The following is a 19,741-nucleotide window of genomic DNA, read 5'->3' on the forward strand; positions in this document are numbered from 1 at the left end:
GCGTCGCCCATCCCGCCGCCTTCGCGCCGCCTTGATCGTTCCCCTAGACTGTTCACCGGGCGACACCCGTCGCCGGTTCCGATTCGAGGGCGGCCCGCCACCCGTGACCCGCACGCGCGCCTTGCTGTTCCTGGCCCTCCTCCTGGCTGCGGTGCCCGCCGCGGCGGAGAGCCCGCGCGAGCGGCTGGTCCGCCTGGAGCAGGAGATCGCGGAGGCGCGCGCCGCGCGTCTGGCCCTGGGCCAAGAGCGCGCCCGCCTGGCGGTGGAGGAAGCCGCCCTGCGGGCCCGCCTGGTGGAGGCGGCCTCTGCCGTGCAGGCGCAGGAGGCGGCCGTCCTGGCGATCGAGGAGCGCCTGCGCGAGCTGGCGGAGGGCGAAGCGGTCAAGGCCTCGATCCTGGCGGCGCGCCATGCCGACCTGGCGGCGGCGCTGGCCGCCCTGCAGCGCCTGAGCCTGGAGCCGCCGGGCGAACTCCTGCTGCGCCCCCAACCCCCGGTCGACATCATGCGCAGCGCCCTGCTGCTGGGCGCTGTCGTGCCGGCCCTGCGCCAGGAGGCGACCGCCCTGGTGAGCGAGATGGCGGCCCTTGGTCGGCTGCGCGGCGAGATGGAACAGCGGCGCAGCGACCGGGCCGCGGCGCTGGACCGCCTGGCCCAGGAGCGGGCCCAGCTTGCGCGCCTGGTCGAGGGCAAGCAGGCCGAGGGGGCGAGCAGTGCTGCCGCCCTGGCCGAGGGCGATGCCCGGCTGGCCCGCCTGGCGCGCCAGGCCGACGACGTCCAGACCCTGCTGCGCGGGGCGGAGCGGCAGCGCGCCGCCCGTGCCGCGCAGGCCGCCGCCGAGATCCAGGCCCAGGCCGAGGCGGACAGCCGGCGCGAGAGCGAGGCAGCGCGCCTGGCCGCCCGCCTGGGCAGTCCGGCGCCGGCCCCCGCGGCGCAACCCACGGCCGTGCCGGCAGGGCCGGCGGCGCCGCCCTTCGACACCGCCCGCGGCCGCCTGGTGCGCCCGGTCCAGGGAACGCTCATCGCCCGCTTCGGCGATGCCGCGCCCGAAACGCTGGCGTCCAAGGGTTTGCGCTATCGCACCAGGCCGCGGGCCCAGGTCGTGGTACCCTGGGACGGCGAGGTGGTCTTTGCCGGCCCGTTCCGCGGCTATGGCCAACTCTTGATCGTCTCTCATGGCGATGGCTATCATTCCCTGCTTGCGGGCATGGACCAGATTGACGGTGCCGTCGGCCAGCATGTGGTCGCGGGTGAGCCGGTGGGTACGATGGGCGCCGACAGCGACACGGCCCCTACGCTCTATGTCGAACTGCGCCAGGGGGGTGAAGCGATCGACCCCCTGCCCTGGTTGTCGCGTTCTCAAGGGAAGGTTAGCGGCTGATGCGCATGCGTAACGTGGTGAAGCTGGCCGGCGCGATTGCCCTGCTGGCGCCTTCAGTGCTTGTTCCCGCGGCCCTGATGCCGGCCAGTGCCGTCGCGGCCAGCTCCGAAACCTATCGCCAGCTGAACCTGTTCGGCGACGTGTTCGAGCGCGTGCGCTCCGACTACGTCGAGGAGGTGCCCGACAACAAGATGATCGAGGCGGCGATCAACGGCATGCTGTCGTCGCTTGACCCGCATTCCAGCTACATGAACGCCAAGAACTACGGCGACATGCAGGTCCAGACCCGGGGCGAGTTCGGTGGCCTGGGGATCGAGGTCACGATGGAGAACGGCCTGGTCAAGGTCGTCACCCCCATCGACGACACGCCCGCCGCCCGCGCCGGGATCAAGACGGGCGACTTCATCGTGGCGCTGGACGGGACCCAGGTCATGGGCATGACCCTGTCGGAAGCCGTCGACAAGATGCGCGGCCCCGTCGATTCCAAGATCGTGCTGACCCTGGCCCGGCCGGGCGTGGAACAGCCCTTCGACGTCAGCCTGAACCGCGCCGTGATCCGCATCCGCTCGGTCCGCGCCCGTCGCGAGGGTGACGTGGCCTATGTCCGCATCACCTCGTTCAACGAGCAGACCGAATCCAACCTCGAACAGTCGCTCGATCGGCTGAGCAAGGAGATCGGCGCGGACAAGCTGCAGGGGCTGGTGCTCGACCTGCGCAACAATCCGGGCGGCCTGCTGGACCAGGCGGTGGCCGTGTCCGATGCGTTCCTGGACCAGGGGGAGATCGTCTCCACCCGCGGCCGCCATGCCGAGGACACCACCCGCTATTCCGCGCAGCGCGGCGAACTGCTGCCGGGCAAGCCCGTCATCGTCCTGATCAATGGCGGCTCGGCATCGGCGTCCGAGATCGTGGCCGGCGCGCTGCAGGATCATCGCCGGGCGACGATCCTGGGCACCCGCTCGTTCGGCAAGGGTTCGGTCCAGACGATCATCCCGATCCAGGGCCAGGGGGCCCTGCGCCTGACCACCGCGCGCTACTACACCCCGGCCGGCCGCTCGATCCAGGCCAAGGGCATCGACGCCGACATCGACGTGCGCCAGACCGAGGCGGAGGCCGAGACCACCGCCCCCAGCATGGTGCGCAGCGAAGCCAGCCTGCCCAACCACCTGCGGGGCGAGGGCGAGGGCGAGGAGCAGTCGGTGCCCCTGGCGGCCGAGGACATTCCCGAGGACCAGGCCAAGGACCGGCAACTGGCCTATGCGCTGGACCTGCTGCGCGGGGTCAACGTCACCGGCACCACCTCGAACTGAGGGCGATGCGCCCGAGCCAACGCCCCCGGGGACGCCGCCCCGCGGGCGCCCAGGGGGGAAGGGACGCCGATGGCCCGACGACCCGCGGCCAATAGCGCCGCGCGGCGGCGGGCGCAGGCCGATGCCGCGCGGCGAGACGCCCTGGGCGGCGAGCGCCGGGGCCTCAGCCCGCTGGTCCTGGCCAGCCTGGGCGTCCTTGCCGTGTTCGGCGCCCTCATCATCTGGCTGGCGTTGAGTGCCGAGCCCAACCGCGCGCCGGTCGCCGTCGTCACCCTGCCGCCGCTGGAAGGTGCTGCCCCCACGGCACCGGAACCGCTGCCCCTGGCGCCCGCCGCGCCGCCGCCCGACCATGGCACCCCGGCCGAGGGGCACGACGCACCCGCCACGGCCGACCATGGTGCGGCCGCCCCGGCCGGAGAATCGTCCCATGGAGAAGCGCCCCATGGAGAAGCGTTCCATGGAGAAGCGCCCCATGGGGAAGCTCCTCATGGCGAAGCACCTCATGGGCAGACGCCGCACGGAGAGGCGCCACCCGCTGATGCACCGCATGGCGAGGCTCCGCCGCCCGACGCGCATGGCGCGGCGGACGCTCATGGCGCCGCCGATGCCCATGGCGAGACGGCGGCCCATGCGCCGGCCGGCGGCCTTCCGGCACCGCCCGCCACCATGGTCCCGGCGCCCGATCCCGCTCTGGTCCAGGACGGTCCGGAGGGGCCCCTGCCCATCGTGGCGCCCGATGGCCGCGCCGCCTGGCACACCTATGCCCGCGCGCCAAAGGCAGCCCCCGGCACGCCGCGTGTCGCCATCATCGTCTCTGGCCTGGGCCTGAAGCAGTCGACGACCAACCAGGCGGTGCGCAACCTGCCCGCCGACGTGACGCTGGCCTATTCGCCCTATGCCCGGGGCCTGATGGACGGGGTGGCCGCCGCCCGTGCCGCGGGGCACGAGGTGCTGATCCAGGTGCCGATGGAACCGGCCGACTATCCCACCAACGATCCCGGGCCGCAGACCCTGCTGGTGCGCAACAGTGCCGCCACCAACACCCAGCGCCTGGAATGGTCGCTGGCGCGCGCCGTCGGCTATGTCGGCATCGTGCCGATGATGGGCTCGCGCATCCTGGGCGAGGAAAAGGCGATGGCCCCCATCGTCGACGTGCTCAAGGCCCGGGGCCTGCTGCTGGTCGACAGCCGCGCCACGCCCGGCAGCGTCGCCGCCAGCCTGGCGGCGGAAGCGCAGGTGCCGCGCGTCCTGGTCGACACGGTGATCGACCTGCGCACCTCGCGCAGCGCGATCGACGCCCGCCTGGCCGAACTGGAGCGCCAGGCCAAGAGCGCGGGGCTGGCCATCGGCCTTGCCAGCGACTATCCCGTGTCGCTGGAGCGGATCGCCGTCTGGGCCAATGACCTGGAGCGCCGGGGCATCGCCCTGGTCCCGGTCTCGGCCCTGGCCAACCAGCAGAAGATCGACTGACCATGCCCAAGCGCAACCCCGTAGACCGCGACATCGACAGCCTGCCCTACCGCCCCGGCGTCGGCCTGATGCTGCTCTCCGCGACCGACCACGTCTTCGTCGCCCGGCGCATCGACACCGCGGCGGAGGCCTGGCAGATGCCGCAGGGCGGTATCGACGAGGGCGAGGAACCGGCCGAAGCTGCCCTGCGCGAGCTGGAGGAGGAGATCGGCACGGCCAAGGCCCGCATCATCGCCGAAAGCCGCTCGTGGATCAGCTATGACCTGCCGCCGGCCCTGGTCCCGCGCGTCTGGGGCGGACGCTTCCGCGGCCAGCGCCAGAAATGGTTCGCGCTGCGCTTCGAGGGCACCGACCGCGATATCGACATCGCCACCCGGCATCCTGAGTTCAATGCCTGGAAATGGGTGCCGATGGACGCGCTGGTCGACGTGATCGTGCCCTTCAAGCGCGACATCTACCGCCAGGTGGTGGAGGAATTCCGGCCCCTGCTGGCCAAGGGCGCACCGGAGCAGCGGCGTTGAGCGCAGACGGCGGCTGGGACCGGGAGACGCGCCCCCCGGTCCTGCTGATCCACGGCGCCTTCTGCGGGGGCTGGGCCTTCGACGGCTTTGCCGATCACCTGCGCGCACGCGGCTGGCGCTGCGCCGCGCCGACCTTGCGCTATCACGACGTGCCGCAGAAGGCGCCCTCCCCTCCCGGCCTGGGCCGCACGTCGCTGCGCGACTATGCCGACGACGTGGCGCAACTCGTCCACCGCCTGGACCGGCCGCCTATCCTCATCGGGCACTCCATGGGCGGCCTGGTCGCGCAGCTGGCGGCGATGCGGGTGGGCGTCGCGGGCCTGGTCCTGCTGGCACCTTCGCCCTCGTGGGGCATGATCCCCTCGACCGAGTTCGAGGTGGCGTCGGCCTTCGGCATGCTGGCGGCGGGCGCCTTCTGGCACCAGCCGGTCCAGCCGATGTTTCGCATCGCCGCCGAACATTCGCTGGACCGCCTGCCGCGCGACCAGCAGAAGGCGGTGTTCAGCCGCTTCGTCCCCGAATCGGGGCAGGCGATTTTCGAGATCATGTACTGGGCGCTGGACATGTCGCGCGCCGCCTTCGTCGATCCCGGCCGCATCAGCGCGCCCGTCCTGGCCATTGCGGGCGGGCGCGACCGCATCAACACCACCCGCACGGTGCGCCGCATCGCCCAGCGCTTCCGCAACGCCGCCGACTTCCAGGAATACCCGGACAACAGCCACTGGCTGCTGGGCGAGCCGGGCTATGACGAGATTGCCGAGGACGTGCACCGCTGGATGCTGACGCGCGTCGTGGTCTGAGCTCTTTTGCCGTGCCATGATCCGGCAGGCAGAGGGAGGTCTTGATGTCCCAGTTCGTCCGCTCGATCCGCTTCGACGCCAATGCCCGGCCAGAGGCGGGCAACCCGACCACCACCCGCACCTGGTACGACGATCCGACCGGCGCCTTCAGCGCGGGCTTCTGGTCATCTGAGCCCGGCCGCTCCTCCGTCGCCTATACCGAGGACGAATTCTGCATGATCCTGGAGGGGGAGGTCCGCCTCTCCGACGCCTCCGGCCATACCGAGACGTACAAGGCGGGCGACGGCTTCATCATCCCCGCCGGCTTCAAGGGGACGTGGGAGACGGTCCAGCCGGTGCGCAAGTTCTTCGTCATCCACCAGCCGCGCGCCACCGCCGCGGCCTGAACGCGGGATTCATCGCGCGCGATGCGTTATCCTCCCCCGACCGCTGCCGACAACAGGCAGCACGGGGGAGGAACCATGAAGCTCTACAATTCGCTGGGCCCCAATCCGCACGTCGTGCGCATGTTCGCGGCCGAGAAGGGCATCGCCCTGCCGCTGGAGGAGGTCGACGTGATGGGTGCGGCCCATCGCCAGCCACCCTATGCGACGCTCAACCCGATGATGCAGACCCCGGCGTTCGAGACGGACGACGGCCAGGTGATCTGCGAGATCACGGCGATCTGCGAGTATCTTGAGGAACTGCACCCGACCCCCGCCCTGATCGGTGCCACCCCAGGCGAGCGGGCCGAGACGCGCATGTGGTGCCGCCGCATCGACCTCAACATCATCGAGGGCCGCTCCCGCGCCTTCCGTGCCACCGGCGCGCGCGAGTTCTACAAGGACAAGATCAAGCTGCTCTCGGTCGAGGCGGCGCAGGAGCTTTTCGCCCTGGTCGAGGACCGCGTGCTGTGGCTGGACGGCCAGCTGGCAGGCAAGACGTATGTCTGCGGCGACCGCTATTCGCTGGCCGACATCATCCTCTACTGCTTCATGACCTTCGGCGCGCCGGCGGGCGGCAGCCATGTGCCGCCCGCGGCCAGGAACCTGCACGCCCTGGTCGAACGCATCCGCCCCCGCGCCGCCACGGCGGCGTGAAGGTGCACACCTGACCGCTCATCCCCGCGAAAGCGGGGATCCAGAGCAACATGGATCTGCGCTTGGGGCCCCTGGATCCCCGCTTTCGCGGGGATGAGTGGGATATCCTCGAAACGCTCCACTCCCTTACCTACCAGCGCAGGCGCAGGCCGGCAAAAATGGCGCGGCCGGTGCCCGGCTCGAACAGGGCGGAGTTCGCATTGGCGATGCCGGTCGTGCTGGCGCTGGCAATGTACGTCTGGTCGGTCACGTTGCGGGCATCCAGGTAGACCGAGATGGGCCCCCCGTCGTCGAAACCCGCCTTGAAACCCAGCAGGCCATAGGGGCTGGTCGACACGGTGTTGGCGTTGTCGACGTAGTACGCCTCCGGCACCCATTCCAGGTTCGGGCCGAAATAGAACCCGGACGGATGGTGGTAGACGACCTCTGCCCGGATGTAGTGGCGCGGGGCACCGGGCAATTCGTTGTCGGCCCAGGTGACGTCATCGTCGAAATAGAAGTCGCTGAAGGTATAGGCGAGGTTGAGGCTGAGATCATCACCGCCCTCACCCGGCAGCAGCAGGCCGCGCCAGAAGGTCCAGCTGCCGCCGATCTCCAGGCCCTGGTGGATCGTCTCATCGGCATTGGTCACGGCGAAATTCCCGCCGCCCAGGTCGAAGAACAGGAATTCGTCCTCGATCATGGCGCGATAGGCCGCCACCTCCCAGCGCAGGTCGGTCACCTCTCCCCGTGTGCCAATCTCCACCGTCAGCGCCCGCTGCGCGTCCGTATCGGCCAACGCCAGATTGGTGAAGTTCAGTTCGCCAAAGGTTGGCGGCTCGGCGCTGGACGAGACATTGGCAAAGACCTGCCACTCGGGCCGTACCTGCCAGATCACGCCTGCCTTGGGGTTCAGCAACTGATAGTCCAGGAACCCCGTGGTGTCCGGGCCACCGGGGATCAGGTCGCGCCGTGATCGGTCGGCATAGAGGTATTGCAGGCCCAGGATCGCGGTCACGCCCGGCACAATCTCCAGCGCATTCTCGGCATAGACGGTGACGTCCCACGACCGGTCGGTCGAGGCAGACAGCAGCGCCCCCTTGATAGCGCCGGGCAGGTTCACGTACTGCTCATTGTCGATCCACCCGCCATGGACGTTGACGCCCAGGATGAAGCGGTTGTCACGTCCGAACAGCGTGTCCTCGTGCGTCACCCGCCCGAAGCCGCCATAGTCGTGATAGGTGTAATCCAGGTATTGAAAGATGGGGTGCTGTAGCTCCTTCTCGACGGCAAAGCCGCCAAACTCCAGGCGCAGCGTATCCAGGTCGATCGTGGTCTTGCTCGCCAGGCGCCAGGATTGGATGTTGCGCTGGTAATGCTGGCGGACATTGCCCGTGGCCGCATCCTTGGGGTTTTCCAACGCGCTTGAACGGGTCACCGCCCCCGGGATTTCCTGCTCGATGTCGGCGCTGCCAAAATAGATGCGGGTTTCGACAGCGTCGCTGAAGCGATAGCCGAAATTGCCGGCCACGCGCTGCGATTCGGCCTCGGAATGATCGCGAAAGCCGTCGGTCGCCTGCCACGAGCCGGTGATGTAACCGTCGAACTGGCCCCACACGCCACCGGTGCTGGCCTGTGCCCGGCGGAAATCAAAGCTGCCATAGTCCAGGCGCCCGTCGAACAGGCGCGCATCGTAGCCGCTTGGCGTGACCAGGTTGACGACACCCCCCAGCGTCCGCCCGCCAAAGCGCAAGCCATTGGCGCCCTTCAACACCTCGACATAGCGATAGGCGGTGGGGTCGATCTCCTGAAAGTCGGCGCTGCCGTCGGACGTATTGAACGGGATGCCGTCCTGGAACAGCTCGATCCCGCGCAGGTGGAAATTGCGCGACAGGCCCGAGCCGCGGATCGACAGGCGCGTATCCTCGCCCCACTTGGGCTGGGCGAAGACGCCGGGCGTGTAGTCCAGGATGTCCTTCAGCGTCGTCGCCTGGGTGTTGCGATAGACGCTGTCAGGGATCACGTGCACGGCGCCCGGGATCTGGCGCGCCTGGTCCTCCGCCGCCTCTGTGGAGGGTGTGGTGATTGAGCCGAATGGCGCCTCCACCGTCAGGGGCGGCAATTGCAGCGTGGCGTCGGCGGCGGGAGTCGGCTCACCCGACTGGGCCAGCGCGACGCCGGTCAGGCAGGTGGTGGCAAGAAGCATCGGGGCAAGGCAGGCGGTGGCGTGCGCCACGGCAGCAGGCAAACGGAACATGGGAGATCTCTCGTGCGACAAGGCAGCAGGGCGCGCCACGCACGGGACGGCGTCCCGCGCAGGGCGCTGGATGGCTGGCGTCAGACGAGGAGGTGCGGCGGCGCGCGAGCGCCCAGCGGGGGGCCGCGTACCGGCGGCCGCAGGACAAGGACATGGCCGGCGGCGGCACGCACCTGCGCCCGCGGATGGACGAGCTGCAGCACCGGCAGCGCGGGCAGGATGACGTCGACCGCCCCCGCCAGGCCGAATGGGCAGTGCAGTGCACCCGCCTCGACCGGGTGGTCGCCCTCGTCCGGGATCACCGAGCCGTCGGCGGCAAGGGTCAACGTGCGCGCGCCGTCGGCGCTACAGAGCACGACCTGAAGCCGGCCGTCCTGCAACGCCGCCAGGTCCGGCATGAAGCCCGGCGGTACCAGGATGCGCAGAACGACGAACAGCAGCGCAACCTGCGCCGCCCATCGGCGTGCCATCGTCCGTCCAGCCCCCATGGTCCGGGTTTAGCGGGGGCCGCACGCCCTGGCCAGCCGCAACATGTCCCGCCAGCTGCGGTCAGCGGTCGCGCCGCCGCCTTGCACCGCGCGCCATCCGCATCCTACCGTTCGCCCAACGACAAGGCGGGAGGGGCCGATGGCAGGACAATACTTCGAGGAGCTGGAGGTGGGCCGTCACTTCGTGCACGAGATCCGGCGCACGGTCACGGATGCCGACAACATCTGGTTCTCGGCCATGACCTACAACCCGGCGCAGCTGCACATCGACCACGCCTATGCGGCGACGACGGAATTTGGCAAACCCTTGATGAACAGCCTGTTCACGCTTGGCCTGCTGGTCGGCCTGACGGTGCAGGACACGACGCTGGGCACCACGATCGGCAATCTGGGCTTTGACAGCGTGACCTTCCCCAAGCCCGTCTTTGCCGGCGACACGCTGCGGGCCGAGACGGTCGTCGTCGCAGCACGCGCGAGTGCCTCCCGCCCGACACAGGGCATCGTCACGTTCGAGCATCGCTGCCTGAACCAGCGGGACGAGGTGGTGGCGATCTGCCGCCGCAACGCCCTGATGATGAAGCGTCCCGCCTGACCATGGCTGCGCAGACTCAATCCCAGACTGGCCCGACCGGCGAATCCGAGCATCTGGCCGCGATCCGCGAAGGCGTCCGCGCCACCGTCACCCGCTTCGGCGACGACTACTGGCTTGCGCGCGATGAGGATGGCGAGTTCCCCCACGCCTTCCACCAGGCCATGGCGGAAGGCGGCTGGCTGGGCATCACCATGCCGGAGGCCTATGGCGGCGCTGGCCTTGGCGTGGCCGAGGCCGCCGTGATGATGCACGAGGTCGCCAGCCATGGCGGCGGCATGGCCGCGGCGTCCAGCGTGCACGTCAACCTGTTCGGCCCGCACCCCATCGTCATCCACGGGACGGAGGCGCAGAAGGCGCGCTGGCTGCCCCGCCTGATCGCAGGGGAGGATCGCTGCTGCTTCGGCTTCACCGAGCCCGATGCCGGCCTCAATTCCACCGCGATCAAGACCTTCGCGCAGAAGGTGCCGGGCGGCTATGTCGTGACTGGGCAGAAGGTCTGGACCTCGACCGCGCAGGTTGCCAACAAGATCATGCTGCTGACGCGGACGACGCGGCTTGAGGATGCGCGCAAGTCGACCGACGGCATCACCATCTTCTACACCGACCTTGACCGGACCAAGGTGGAGGTGCGGCGCATCCCCAAGATGGGGCGCAAGGCGGTCGATTCGAACGCCGTGTTCATCGACGGCCTGTTCGTGCCCGAAGAGGACCGCGTGGGCGAGGAGGGGCGCGGCTTCTCCTACATCCTCGACAGCCTCAACCCGGAGCGCATCCTGATCGCGATGGAGGCGATCGGCATCGGCCAGGACGCGCTGCGCCGGGCGATCCAGTACGCGCGGGAGCGGGTGGTGTTCGGCCGCCCCATCGGCCAGAACCAGGCGATCCAGCACCCGTTGGCGGAACGCTGGATGTACCTGGAATCCGCCCACCTGATGGCGACGCGCGCGGCCCAGCTCTATGACTCGGGCTACCCCTGCGGGGCGGAGGCCAACAGCGCCAAGTTCCTGGGCGCGCGCGCCGGCCACGATGCCTGCCTCCAGGCGGTGATGACCCATGGCGGCTATGGCTATGCCAAGGAATACCATGTGGAGCGCCTGCTCCGAGAAGTCCTCATCACCCGCATCGCGCCCATCACGGAGCAGCTGATCCTCTCCTTCGTCGCCGAAAAGGTCCTCGACCTGCCCAAGTCGTACTGAATGCGTGAACGTTGCACCGGATGCTTCGAGACGCCCCTCCGGGGCTCCTCAGCATGACGCCGTTGGTTTGTTCGGCTTCTCCCCAACAGGCGTCATCCTGAGGAGGCCGAAGGCCGTCTCGAAGGATGCTGGCGCAGCGTCGCCGCCTGCCCGTTGCTCGACGGGCGCGCCTCCGCCTACGATCCGGCACGATCAGGGGAGCCGGGGCATGGCGGAGGACAGGGCAGACACGCGCACGCGGACCGTCATCCCGCAAGCCATCGTCCGCCCGCCGACCGCAGCAGCCGAGGATGAAGCGGCCGCGTTCCTGGCCCGCCACCCGGAGGTGGAGGGGATCGACATCGTCCTGGTCGACGCCAACGGCATTGGCCGGGGCAAGACGATCCGCGCCCACGAACTGGCCGCCCTCTATCGCCAGGGGCGCTTCCTGCCGGGCTCGATCCTGGGCCTCGACATTGCGGGCGAGGATGTGCACGAGACGGGGCTGGTCTGGGACGATGGCGATGCCGACCGTGTCGCCTGGCCCATTCCCGGCACCCTGGTGCCGCAGGCGTGGACCAACCCCCGCCGCGCCCAGGTCCAGCTGGCCCTCCACGAACTGGACGGCAGCCCCTCGCCCGCCGACCCGCGCCACGCCCTGCTGGCCCAGGATGCCCGGCTGAAGGCGATGGGCCTGACCCCCGTCGGCGCGTTCGAGATCGAATTCTACCTGCTCGACCGCCAGCGGGGGGCCGATGGCCGCCCCCGTGCCGCGGCCCTGCCCCTGACGGGGGAGCAGCCGCAGACGACCCAGGTCTACCAGCTGGAACCGCTCGACCGGCTGGAGCCGTTCGTTGCCGACGTCTACCGCGCGGCCGCCGCCCAGGACCTGCCGCTCGAGACACTGATCTCGGAATATGCCGTGGGGCAGTACGAACTGACCCTGCACCACCATGCCGACATTGCCCGCGCGGCAGACGACCTGGTGGCGATGAAGCGGCTGCTGCGGGGGGTCGCCGCCCGCCACGGCATGATAGCCTGCTTCATGGCCAAGCCCTTTGCCGACCGGGTCGGCTCCGGCATGCACCTGCATGCCAGCCTGAACGACCCCGACGGCAGCAACGTGTTTGCCGATGCGCCCGATGGATCGTTGAGCCCGTTGCTGCTGGACGCCATTGCCGGCCTGCTCGACACGCTGGGCCAGGGCATGCTCGTGGCGGCCCCCCACCACAATTCCTGGCGCCGCTTTGCGTCGCAAAGCTATGCGCCGACGCATGCCACCTGGGGCATCAACAACCGCAGCGTCGCGGTGCGCGTGCCGGCCTCCGGCGGGGCGGCCCGCCACCTGGAACACCGCATGGCCGGGATCGACGCCAATCCCTACCTGGTGGGCGCCACGGTCCTGGCCGGCATGGCCCACGGCATTGCCGGCCGCCTGGACCCCGGCGCGGCCGTCACCGGCAACGCCTATGACGCACCCGCCGGCGAGGGCGACGTCCCCGCGCCAGCCTCGTGGGCCGAGGCGATCGCCGCGGCCGCCCGCTCCGACTTTCTGGCAGAAGCGCTTGGCCTCCGCATGCGCGACGTCCTGGTGGCCCTGAAGCGCGCCGAACACGCCCGCTTCGCCCGCGCCGTCAGCGAACTCGACTACGCCCTCTATCTGGAGACGGTCTAGAGGAAGGACCAGAGCGGTGGGCGGGCGGGGGCGGTGCGCCAGCGATCGAGCGTTCCGGCGCGCAGGGCGACCAGCGAGGCCTGGGCGATCAGCGCGGCCTTGGCCCCGGTGCTGACCGAGACGCGCTCGTCCCACGCGGCCGGGCCGCGGCGCGCCACTTCCACGCCGATCTGGCGATAGACGCCGCGGGCCGTGGCGATCGCCCAGGCCGAGCGCAGGCCCAGGCTGCGCAGGCCCCAGCGTGCGGAATCGTAGTAGGGCTCCGCCGCGGCAAGCAGGCGGGCGGTGGCGGCGGCCAAAGCGGGGCGGTGGCGGGCGTCGGCGACCGCGTCGCGCGGCACGCCGGCTTCGTCCAGCCAGCGGCCGGGCAGGTAGACGCGGCCGGCGCGCGCGTCCTCGACCACGTCGCGGGCAATGTTGGTCAGCTGGAAGCCCAGGCCCAGGTCCTGGGCCCGGCGCAGGACCTCGGCCGTGCGCACGCCCATGATCCGCGCCATCATCACGCCGACCACGCCGGCGACATGGAAGGCGTAGTCGAGCGTATCCTCCAGCGTCTCGAACCGGCGGCCGTCGACGTCCATGGCAAAGCCGTCGAGCAGGGTGAGCGCGTCCGCCAGGGGGATCTCGTGGCGGCGGCCGACCTGCTGCAGTGCGCGGAACGCGGGATCGGCCACCGCGCCGCCCGACAGGGCCGCGACCGTGCTGGCGCGCAGCCGCGCCAGCCGTTCCTGGGCCAGGGCGACCTCAACCCCCACCGGGCCGTGGCCCAGGACCTGGCCGTCTATCTCGTCGTCGCAGTGCCGGCACCAGGAATAGAGCATCCAGCAATCGTCGCGGATGTCGGCCGGGAACAGGCGCGAGGCGGCGGCAAAGCTCTTGGACCCCTTCTGGATCGCCACCCGGCTGGATTCGACGACGCCGTCCGTCATGCGGCAATTCCCGCATCCGCCAGGATCAGGCCGGCCGTCGCCTTGGCCGACCCGATCACGCCGGGCACGCCGGCGCCGGGATGCGTGCCCGCCCCCACGAAGTACAGGTTGGGGATGCGATCGTCGCGATTGTGGACGCGGAACCAGGCGCTTTGGGTCAGGAGCGGCTCCAGCGAGAAGGCGGAGCCGTGATGGGCGTTCAGCTGGTCGCGAAAGTCGACGGGCGAGAAGGTCCGCACCGTCACCAGGTCGTCCATCAGGCCGGGAATGCACCGTTCCTGGAGATAGGACAGGATGCGGTCGCGATAGCGCGGCGCCTCCACCGACCAGTCGATATCGGCCACACCCAGATGGGGCACCGGGGCCAGGACATAGAAGGCATCGCAGCCCGGTGGCGCCAGGCTGGGATCGGTGCGCGTCGGCGCGTGGAGATAGAGCGAGAAGTCGCCGGGCAGGTCGGGTCCGCGAAAGATCTCGGCGATCAGTTCGCGATAGCGCGGCCCGAACAGGACGGTGTGGTGGCGCACCTCGGGATGCTGCCGCTTCAAGCCGAAATAGATGACGAACAACGACATGGAATGGCGCCGGGCGCCCAGCTTCCGCCCCTGCTGCGCGCCGCGTGGAGCGTGGCCCAGCAGCCGGGAATAGGTGTGCACCACGTCCGCGTTGCTGGCGACCAGGTCGAACGCCTGGGCGCGGCCCTGCGCGACGACCCCCCGGGCCCGGCCGGCACCATCCAGCTCGATCCGCTCGACCGGGCTCGACAGCTGGACCTCCCCGCCCAGGTCGCGGAGCAGGCGGATCATGCCCTCGATCAGGGCGCCGGTGCCGCCCTTGGGGAACCACACGCCCCAGCGCCGCTCCAGCGCATGGATCAGGGCATAGATCGACGAGGTGGCGAAGGGATTGCCGCCGACCAGCAGGGAATGGAAGCTGAAGGCTTGGCGCAGGTGTTCGTCGCGGATGAATCCCGCGACCTTCGCATGGACGGAGCGCCAGCTTTGCAGCTGCACCAGCTTGGGCGCCACGCGCACCATGCTGGCAAAGTCCAGGAACGGCACGGCGCCCAGCTTGACATAGCCCTCCTGCAGCAGCGCCTCGGAATAGGCCAGGAAACGGCGATAGCCGGCGACATCGGGCGGCGACAGGGCGGCGATCTGGCGGTCCAGCGCGTCCTGGTCGTTCACATAGTCGAAGACGACGCCATCCTCCCAGCACAGGCGGTAGAACGGCGACACCGGAAGAAGCGTGACATAGTCGGCCAGCCGCCGCCCGCTCAGCGCGAACAGCTCCTCCAGCGCGGAGGGATCGGTGATGACCGTGGGCCCACCATCGAAGGTGAAGCCGGCGTCCTGGTAGACATAGGCGCGGCCGCCCGGCTTGTCCCGGGCTTCGAACACGGTGGTGGCGATGCCTGCGGATTGCAGGCGGATCGCCAGGGCCAGGCCGCCGAAGCCGGACCCGATGACGGCTGCCTTCATGCCCAAACCTTCATGCCTGAACCTTCATCGACGGCGCCTTGTTCTCGAAGATGCAGGTCAGCGCGGGGAAGAACGGCACCGGCGGCTTGCCCGTGATCAGGCGCAGCTTGTCGGCCAGCGTCAGGCGACAGGCGTAGAAGCGCTCGATCAGCGGCTCTGGCAGGCCGTAGAAGCGCTCCATGACCTTGTAGCGCAGGCCCGGCACGCCGGCGCGGAACAGCATCCGGTTCAACAGGCGGAAGAACCCGCGGTCGCCCCAGTTGGCCCGCGACACGCCCTCCACCGCTGCGGACAGCGCCTCCGGCGTCAGCACCGGCAGGGCACAGACCAGGTCGGCCAGCCGGACCGCGTCGGGCACGGAATAGCCGGTCGTGGGGTGGAACAGGGCGGCGCGCAGGCCGACCCGCGGCACGCCCCCGCGCGCCGCCCAGAACGCGTCGATGTCGCCCTCCAGTGCTATGGGCAGGACGCCATCCTCCTCCCGCACCACCTCGGCCACCTGCCAGCCCTGGGCCGCGACATAGTCGAGCACGTCCTGGCGCAGGCGGCCGCGGTCCAGCATGGCGCCGTCGGAATAGCGCGTGTCCTCGACCAGCACGCTGTCCGCGCTCAGCGGCAGGACATAGAAGAAGCGATAGCCGTCGAGCTGCGCCACGGTCGCGTCCATGATGATCGGCTGCGAGAGGCCGTGCGGCTGGGCCAGGCGCAGTTCCAGGCCCACGAACTTCTGGAAACCCAGGACCAGCTCGGGCGCTGGCTCGGGCCCGCGGCCGTCCACGACGGCGCGCGCGGCCAGGCGGCGCCCGTCGGCCAGGTCGACGCCCGTACGGCTCAGGCCACGTACGGCACTGCCCGCCACCAGCCGGTCGCCGAGGCGGGCACGGACCACGGCGTCGAAGCGCGTGGCGGTGATGCTGGCATAGCCGGTCGACAGCACCCGCCGCCGCCCGGGAAAGCGGACCTGATAGCCGTTCCAGCGATGCGCGACCAGCGGCCCGATCCAGGCACGCTGGGCCGGCGACAGGTCGCTTTCGAAGAAGGACCAGGTGTGCGCACCCCCCAAGCACGGCTGCTGCTCGACCACGGCCAGGCGGATGTCCGGCCGCTGCTCCAGAAGGCGCAGGGCGATCAGGCCATTGGCAAGGCCGCCACCGGCCAGGATCAGGTCCAGGGCAGGCCCGGCATCGGGCACGTCAGGGGTCACGACCCGGCGTCAGTCTTGGGCAAGGGCATGGACAAGAGCATGAACGGGGGCATGGCTGGGGAGAAGGGCATCGGCGATCCGCATCGGCACTCCCAGCGTAGCCCTATCGCAGGTTAAATTCACGCCGGTCCCCGGGGAGTGTCCAATCGCAATGTCCCAGGTCGTACGAGGTCAGGCCGCGATCGGATTGACCCTGGCGGGCGCCATCCTGGCCGCCTGGATCGCGCTGCACGTCCTGGGCGTGTATGGCGGGGTGCTGCACCGCGCGCCCTGGCCGGTGCTGGTCCTGATGCTGGCCGCGCAGACCTGGCTTTCGGTCGGGCTGTTCATCGTGGCCCACGATGCCATGCACGGCTCGCTGGCGCCGGGATCGCCGCGGCTGAACCGTGCCATTGGCAGCCTGTGCCTGCTGCTTTATGCCGGTTTTCCGTTCCGCCCCCTGGCCCAGGCGCACATGGACCACCACCGTGCGCCGGGCACGGCGGAGGATCCCGATTTCCACGTCGCCGCACCGACGCGCTTCCTGCCCTGGTTCCTGGCGTTCTTCCGGCGCTATTTCGGCTGGCGCGAGTTCGCGGTGATGAGCTTCCTTGCCAGTTTCGCGCTGTTCGTCCTGCGCGCGCCGCTGCCCGACCTGTTGCTGTTCTGGGCGGTGCCGGCCTGGGCGTCCGCGGCGCAACTGTTCTACTACGGGACATACCTGCCGCATCGCCGGGGCGGCGTGGCCTTTGCCGACCGGCACAATGCGCGATCCAGCGCGCGCGGCTCGCTGCACGCGCTGCTCACCTGCTTCAACTTCGGGCATCACCGCGAGCATCACCAGATGCCGGGCGTTCCGTGGTGGCGGCTGGACGGGGTGGCGCGGCGCCTGCGCACCGCTGCGGACGACGAGCGGGCGGCGCAGGCTCAGTCGCTGTGATGGTCCTGGGCCGCCGCCAGGTGCGGGGGCATCGCCCGGGCGTCGCGCCGGGCGTCGCGCTCGCCACCGATCACCGTCGCCAGCATCGCCACGATGTCGCGCGTGCGATAGGGCTTGGGCACGAAGGCCGCACGTTCCGGCAGATCGGTCGGGCCCAGCATGCGATGGCCGGACGTGACGATCAGCGCCACGGGCGGCCAGCGGTCGCGCACGATATGGGCCAAGCGCACGCCGTCGATCGATCCGGGCATGCGCACGTCGGCAAAAACGGCGCGCACCTCGGGATGCTGTTCAAGCAGGGCCAGGGCATCGTCGGCATTGTCGGCCTCCAGCGTGCGATAGCCGGCTTCCTCCATGGCATCGACGATATCCAGGCGAATCAGGCCTTCATCCTCGACCACCAGCACGACCGGTTCTTCACGCATGGGATGCACCATCCTGGACCTGGGCCCGCGGCGCGCATGGGAATGCATGCGTGCCTGGGGCCAATCTTCCCACCAATAACGGCGCGGGATCGATCTGGTTGCCTCCGCCGCCACGAATACGCGGCAGACCTGCGTCACGTGTGACGGCGGGCAACTTTCGCATCCCCGCCGTATTCCTGTTCAGAGCTTGAACGGAAACGGATGCACCCCCGCATGACCGATGCGCAGCGGCCTTCAGACCTGGACATGCAGGCGCCTGGCGCCGGTTCGGACCCCGGCGGTCCGGGCCAGCCGGCGCTGGACGATGTCCTGGCCCTGGCCCGCCTGATCTGCGCGGCGGCGTCGGCCGAGTTGCAACTGCATGGCGCGGCCCCTGAGCCCGGTCCGGACCAGGGTGCCGGCTTCCACGCCGCCGCGGCCCTGCCGGGACCCGACGGGGAAGCGCTGGGCGTGCTGAGGGTCAGCGACCGCCAGCCCCGGCCGCAGGGCCTGAGCCCGGCGCAGGCGGACGGACTGAAGGCGCTGGCGCGGCTTGCCGCGGCCCAGCTGCCGCGCGCGCCCACGCCGGCGGAGAGCCGTCCCGACGGCCTGGATGCCGAGGCGCTGCGCGAGCGCCTGGCCCAGAAGGCGGGCCGCACGGGGACGTTCGAGCTCGACCTCGACACCGACCTGGTGCACCCGTCGCCCACCTTCCTTCAGTTGTTCGGCCTGCCCCCGACCGACGGGGTCCCGGCGACGGAGGTGCAGCGCCTGATCGTGCCGGACGACAGCCATATCCCGTCCAACACCGCCACGCGGCACCAGGGGGTGGCGGCGCTGAACGTCGAATACCGCATCCGGCGGGCCGATGACGGCGCCCTGCGCTGGATCGCCAGGCGCGCAGAATTCCTGCACGACGCGCAGGGCCGGCCGGTCAAGCTCTATGGCGTCGTCCAGGACGTCACCGAGCGCAAGCTGGCGGAGCTGCGGACCCAGGCGCTGGCGCAACTGGGCGCACAGGTGCGCGACGCCGGCAGCCTGGACGCCGTTGCCGCCCTGGCCGCCCGCATCCTGGGCGAGACGCTGGGCGCTGCCCGCGCCGGCTATGCCGCGATCGACACGGCCCGCGGCGCGTATCGCGTCCTCGCGGACTGGGTCGGGCCCGCGGCGCCCCAGGGCACGGTGTCGGTCAAGGGCGATCATCCCATCGCCGACTACACCGCCTCGACCGCGCGGCTGCTTGAGCATCGGCCGCTGGTGGTCGACGACCTGGCGGCGCACCCGGATCTTGCGGCGGATGTGGCGGGGTTCAGCACGATCGGCACGCGGGCGATGATCGTGGTGCCCGTGATCGAGCGCGGCGCGCTGGTCGGCTCAACCTATGTCCATGACGCGCAGCCGCGCGCCTGGACGGCGGAGGACGTGCGCTTTGCCGCCGCGGTCGCGGACCGCCTGCATGCCGGCATCGCCAAGCTGCGCGCGGAGGACGAGCAGCGCATCCTGAACGAGGAACTGAGCCACCGGCTGAAGAATACGGTCGCCATCGTCCAGGCGCTGGCGACGCAGACGCTGAAAACGGTCACCGACCGGGCGCCGGTGCAGGCGTTCCTGGGTCGGCTGGTTGCCCTCAGCCGGGCCCATGACGTCCTGGTGCAGCAGCACTGGCTGGCCGCGGACATCCGCGCGGTGGCGCGCGGCGTCATCAGCATCCAGTCCGACGAAGGGCGCTTCACGCTGGTCGGCCCGGACCTGCGCCTGACCTCCAAGGCCGCGCTGTCGGTCGCCATGCTGCTGCACGAGCTGGCGACCAACGCCACCAAGCATGGTGCCCTCTCGGTCGAGAGCGGGCATGTCAGGATCAGCTGGCAGGCGATCGAGCGCGCGGGCGAGGTTCAGTTCCGCCTGGACTGGGAGGAGTCGGGCGGGCCGCCGGCCCGCTTCCCGACGCGCCAGGGCTTCGGCTTCCGCCTGATCCAGATGGGCCTCTCCGGCAGCGGCAATACCGAGATCCACTATGGCGACACGGGCCTGCGCGCCGGCTTCGTCTCGCCCTGGTCGGCGGTGGTGGAGCCGTGAGGCG

At 70.2% G+C, this 19,741-nt stretch carries 18 protein-coding genes; 12 read left to right on the top strand and 6 right to left on the bottom strand.

Going from position 1 to position 19,741, the window contains the following annotated elements:
* Positions 1-103: 103 nt before the first annotated feature.
* From ACI6GS_RS04400 to ACI6GS_RS04430, 7 genes are all read left to right on the top strand, one after another.
* Positions 104-1,378, top strand: a complete 1,275-nt coding sequence (locus ACI6GS_RS04400; RefSeq protein WP_439816564.1) for a murein hydrolase activator EnvC family protein — start codon at positions 104-106, stop codon at positions 1,376-1,378.
* The gene (locus tag ACI6GS_RS04405) at positions 1,378-2,688 is read left to right on the top strand and encodes a S41 family peptidase (protein ID WP_439816565.1); all 1,311 of its coding nucleotides are present in this window, start codon (positions 1,378-1,380) and stop codon (positions 2,686-2,688) included. Before ACI6GS_RS04400 ends, ACI6GS_RS04405 begins: the two co-directional genes overlap by 1 nt.
* Positions 2,689-2,757: 69 nt before the next feature.
* Complete coding sequence (locus tag ACI6GS_RS04410) at positions 2,758-4,158, top strand: divergent polysaccharide deacetylase family protein (protein WP_439816566.1); 1,401 nt, start codon at positions 2,758-2,760, stop codon at positions 4,156-4,158.
* A 2-nt stretch (positions 4,159-4,160) separates the two neighbouring features.
* Entirely contained in the window at positions 4,161-4,679 is a 519-nt protein-coding gene (locus ACI6GS_RS04415; protein WP_439816567.1) for an RNA pyrophosphohydrolase, read from the top strand.
* The gene (locus tag ACI6GS_RS04420; RefSeq protein WP_439816568.1) at positions 4,676-5,479 is read left to right on the top strand and encodes an alpha/beta hydrolase; all 804 of its coding nucleotides are present in this window, start codon (positions 4,676-4,678) and stop codon (positions 5,477-5,479) included. Before ACI6GS_RS04415 ends, ACI6GS_RS04420 begins: the two co-directional genes overlap by 4 nt.
* A gap of 44 nt (positions 5,480-5,523) precedes the next feature.
* The gene (locus ACI6GS_RS04425; protein ID WP_439816569.1) at positions 5,524-5,865 is read left to right on the top strand and encodes a cupin domain-containing protein; all 342 of its coding nucleotides are present in this window, start codon (positions 5,524-5,526) and stop codon (positions 5,863-5,865) included.
* A 75-nt stretch (positions 5,866-5,940) separates the two neighbouring features.
* A complete protein-coding gene (locus ACI6GS_RS04430) occupies positions 5,941-6,558 on the top strand; it encodes a glutathione S-transferase family protein (RefSeq protein ID WP_439816570.1) in 618 nt (205 codons plus the stop codon).
* A 130-nt stretch (positions 6,559-6,688) separates the two neighbouring features.
* Here ACI6GS_RS04430 and ACI6GS_RS04435 read toward each other — a convergent pair whose 3' ends face one another.
* Together ACI6GS_RS04435 and ACI6GS_RS04440 are read right to left on the bottom strand one after the other, a co-directional pair.
* Positions 6,689-8,794, bottom strand: a complete 2,106-nt coding sequence (locus tag ACI6GS_RS04435; protein ID WP_439816571.1) for a TonB-dependent receptor family protein — start codon at positions 8,792-8,794, stop codon at positions 6,689-6,691.
* An 80-nt stretch (positions 8,795-8,874) separates the two neighbouring features.
* Positions 8,875-9,264 carry a DUF2946 family protein gene (locus tag ACI6GS_RS04440; RefSeq protein WP_439816572.1) on the bottom strand — a complete coding sequence of 130 codons (390 nt, stop codon included), beginning with the start codon at positions 9,262-9,264 and terminating at the stop codon, positions 8,875-8,877.
* 157 nt (positions 9,265-9,421) lie between these two features.
* Here ACI6GS_RS04440 and ACI6GS_RS04445 point away from each other — a divergent pair, with 157 nt between their 5' ends.
* From ACI6GS_RS04445 to ACI6GS_RS04455, 3 genes are all read left to right on the top strand, one after another.
* A complete protein-coding gene (locus ACI6GS_RS04445) occupies positions 9,422-9,874 on the top strand; it encodes a MaoC family dehydratase (protein ID WP_439816573.1) in 453 nt (150 codons plus the stop codon).
* 2 nt (positions 9,875-9,876) lie between these two features.
* Positions 9,877-11,070: an acyl-CoA dehydrogenase family protein gene (locus tag ACI6GS_RS04450; protein ID WP_439816574.1), complete on the top strand. Its 1,194-nt coding sequence runs from the start codon at positions 9,877-9,879 to the stop codon at positions 11,068-11,070.
* A 208-nt stretch (positions 11,071-11,278) separates the two neighbouring features.
* Positions 11,279-12,724 (top strand): glutamine synthetase family protein, encoded by a 1,446-nt coding sequence (locus tag ACI6GS_RS04455; RefSeq protein WP_439816575.1) that lies wholly within the window; start codon positions 11,279-11,281, stop codon positions 12,722-12,724.
* On the opposite strand, the gene ACI6GS_RS04460 is transcribed toward ACI6GS_RS04455, so the two are convergent.
* Genes ACI6GS_RS04460 through crtY form a run of 3 tightly spaced genes read right to left on the bottom strand, consistent with a single transcriptional unit; the run spans position 12,721 to position 16,338 of the window.
* Positions 12,721-13,653, bottom strand: a complete 933-nt coding sequence (locus tag ACI6GS_RS04460; protein ID WP_439816576.1) for a phytoene/squalene synthase family protein — start codon at positions 13,651-13,653, stop codon at positions 12,721-12,723. The two genes, ACI6GS_RS04455 and ACI6GS_RS04460, sit on opposite strands and share 4 nt — an antisense overlap.
* Positions 13,650-15,134, bottom strand: coding sequence for a phytoene desaturase (locus ACI6GS_RS04465; RefSeq protein WP_439816577.1), 1,485 nt, complete (start codon positions 15,132-15,134; stop codon positions 13,650-13,652). Before ACI6GS_RS04465 ends, ACI6GS_RS04460 begins: the two co-directional genes overlap by 4 nt.
* Before the next feature lie 10 nt (positions 15,135-15,144).
* Positions 15,145-16,338, bottom strand: coding sequence for a lycopene beta-cyclase CrtY (crtY, locus tag ACI6GS_RS04470; RefSeq protein ID WP_439816578.1), 1,194 nt, complete (start codon positions 16,336-16,338; stop codon positions 15,145-15,147).
* A 151-nt stretch (positions 16,339-16,489) separates the two neighbouring features.
* Here crtY and ACI6GS_RS04475 point away from each other — a divergent pair, with 151 nt between their 5' ends.
* Entirely contained in the window at positions 16,490-17,257 is a 768-nt protein-coding gene (locus ACI6GS_RS04475; protein WP_439816579.1) for a fatty acid desaturase, read from the top strand.
* Here the strand turns inward: ACI6GS_RS04475 and ACI6GS_RS04480 are convergent.
* Positions 17,245-17,682, bottom strand: coding sequence for a response regulator (locus tag ACI6GS_RS04480; RefSeq protein ID WP_439816580.1), 438 nt, complete (start codon positions 17,680-17,682; stop codon positions 17,245-17,247). The genes ACI6GS_RS04475 and ACI6GS_RS04480 overlap by 13 nt on opposite strands.
* A 213-nt stretch (positions 17,683-17,895) precedes the next feature.
* Between ACI6GS_RS04480 and ACI6GS_RS04485 the strand changes: the two genes are divergently transcribed.
* Complete coding sequence (locus ACI6GS_RS04485; protein WP_439816581.1) at positions 17,896-19,737, top strand: sensor histidine kinase; 1,842 nt, start codon at positions 17,896-17,898, stop codon at positions 19,735-19,737.
* The last annotated feature ends 4 nt before the right edge of the window (positions 19,738-19,741 follow it).

Source organism: Zavarzinia sp. CC-PAN008, from assembly GCF_051903925.1.
In the GTDB taxonomy this organism is placed as follows: Bacteria; Pseudomonadota; Alphaproteobacteria; order Zavarziniales; family Zavarziniaceae.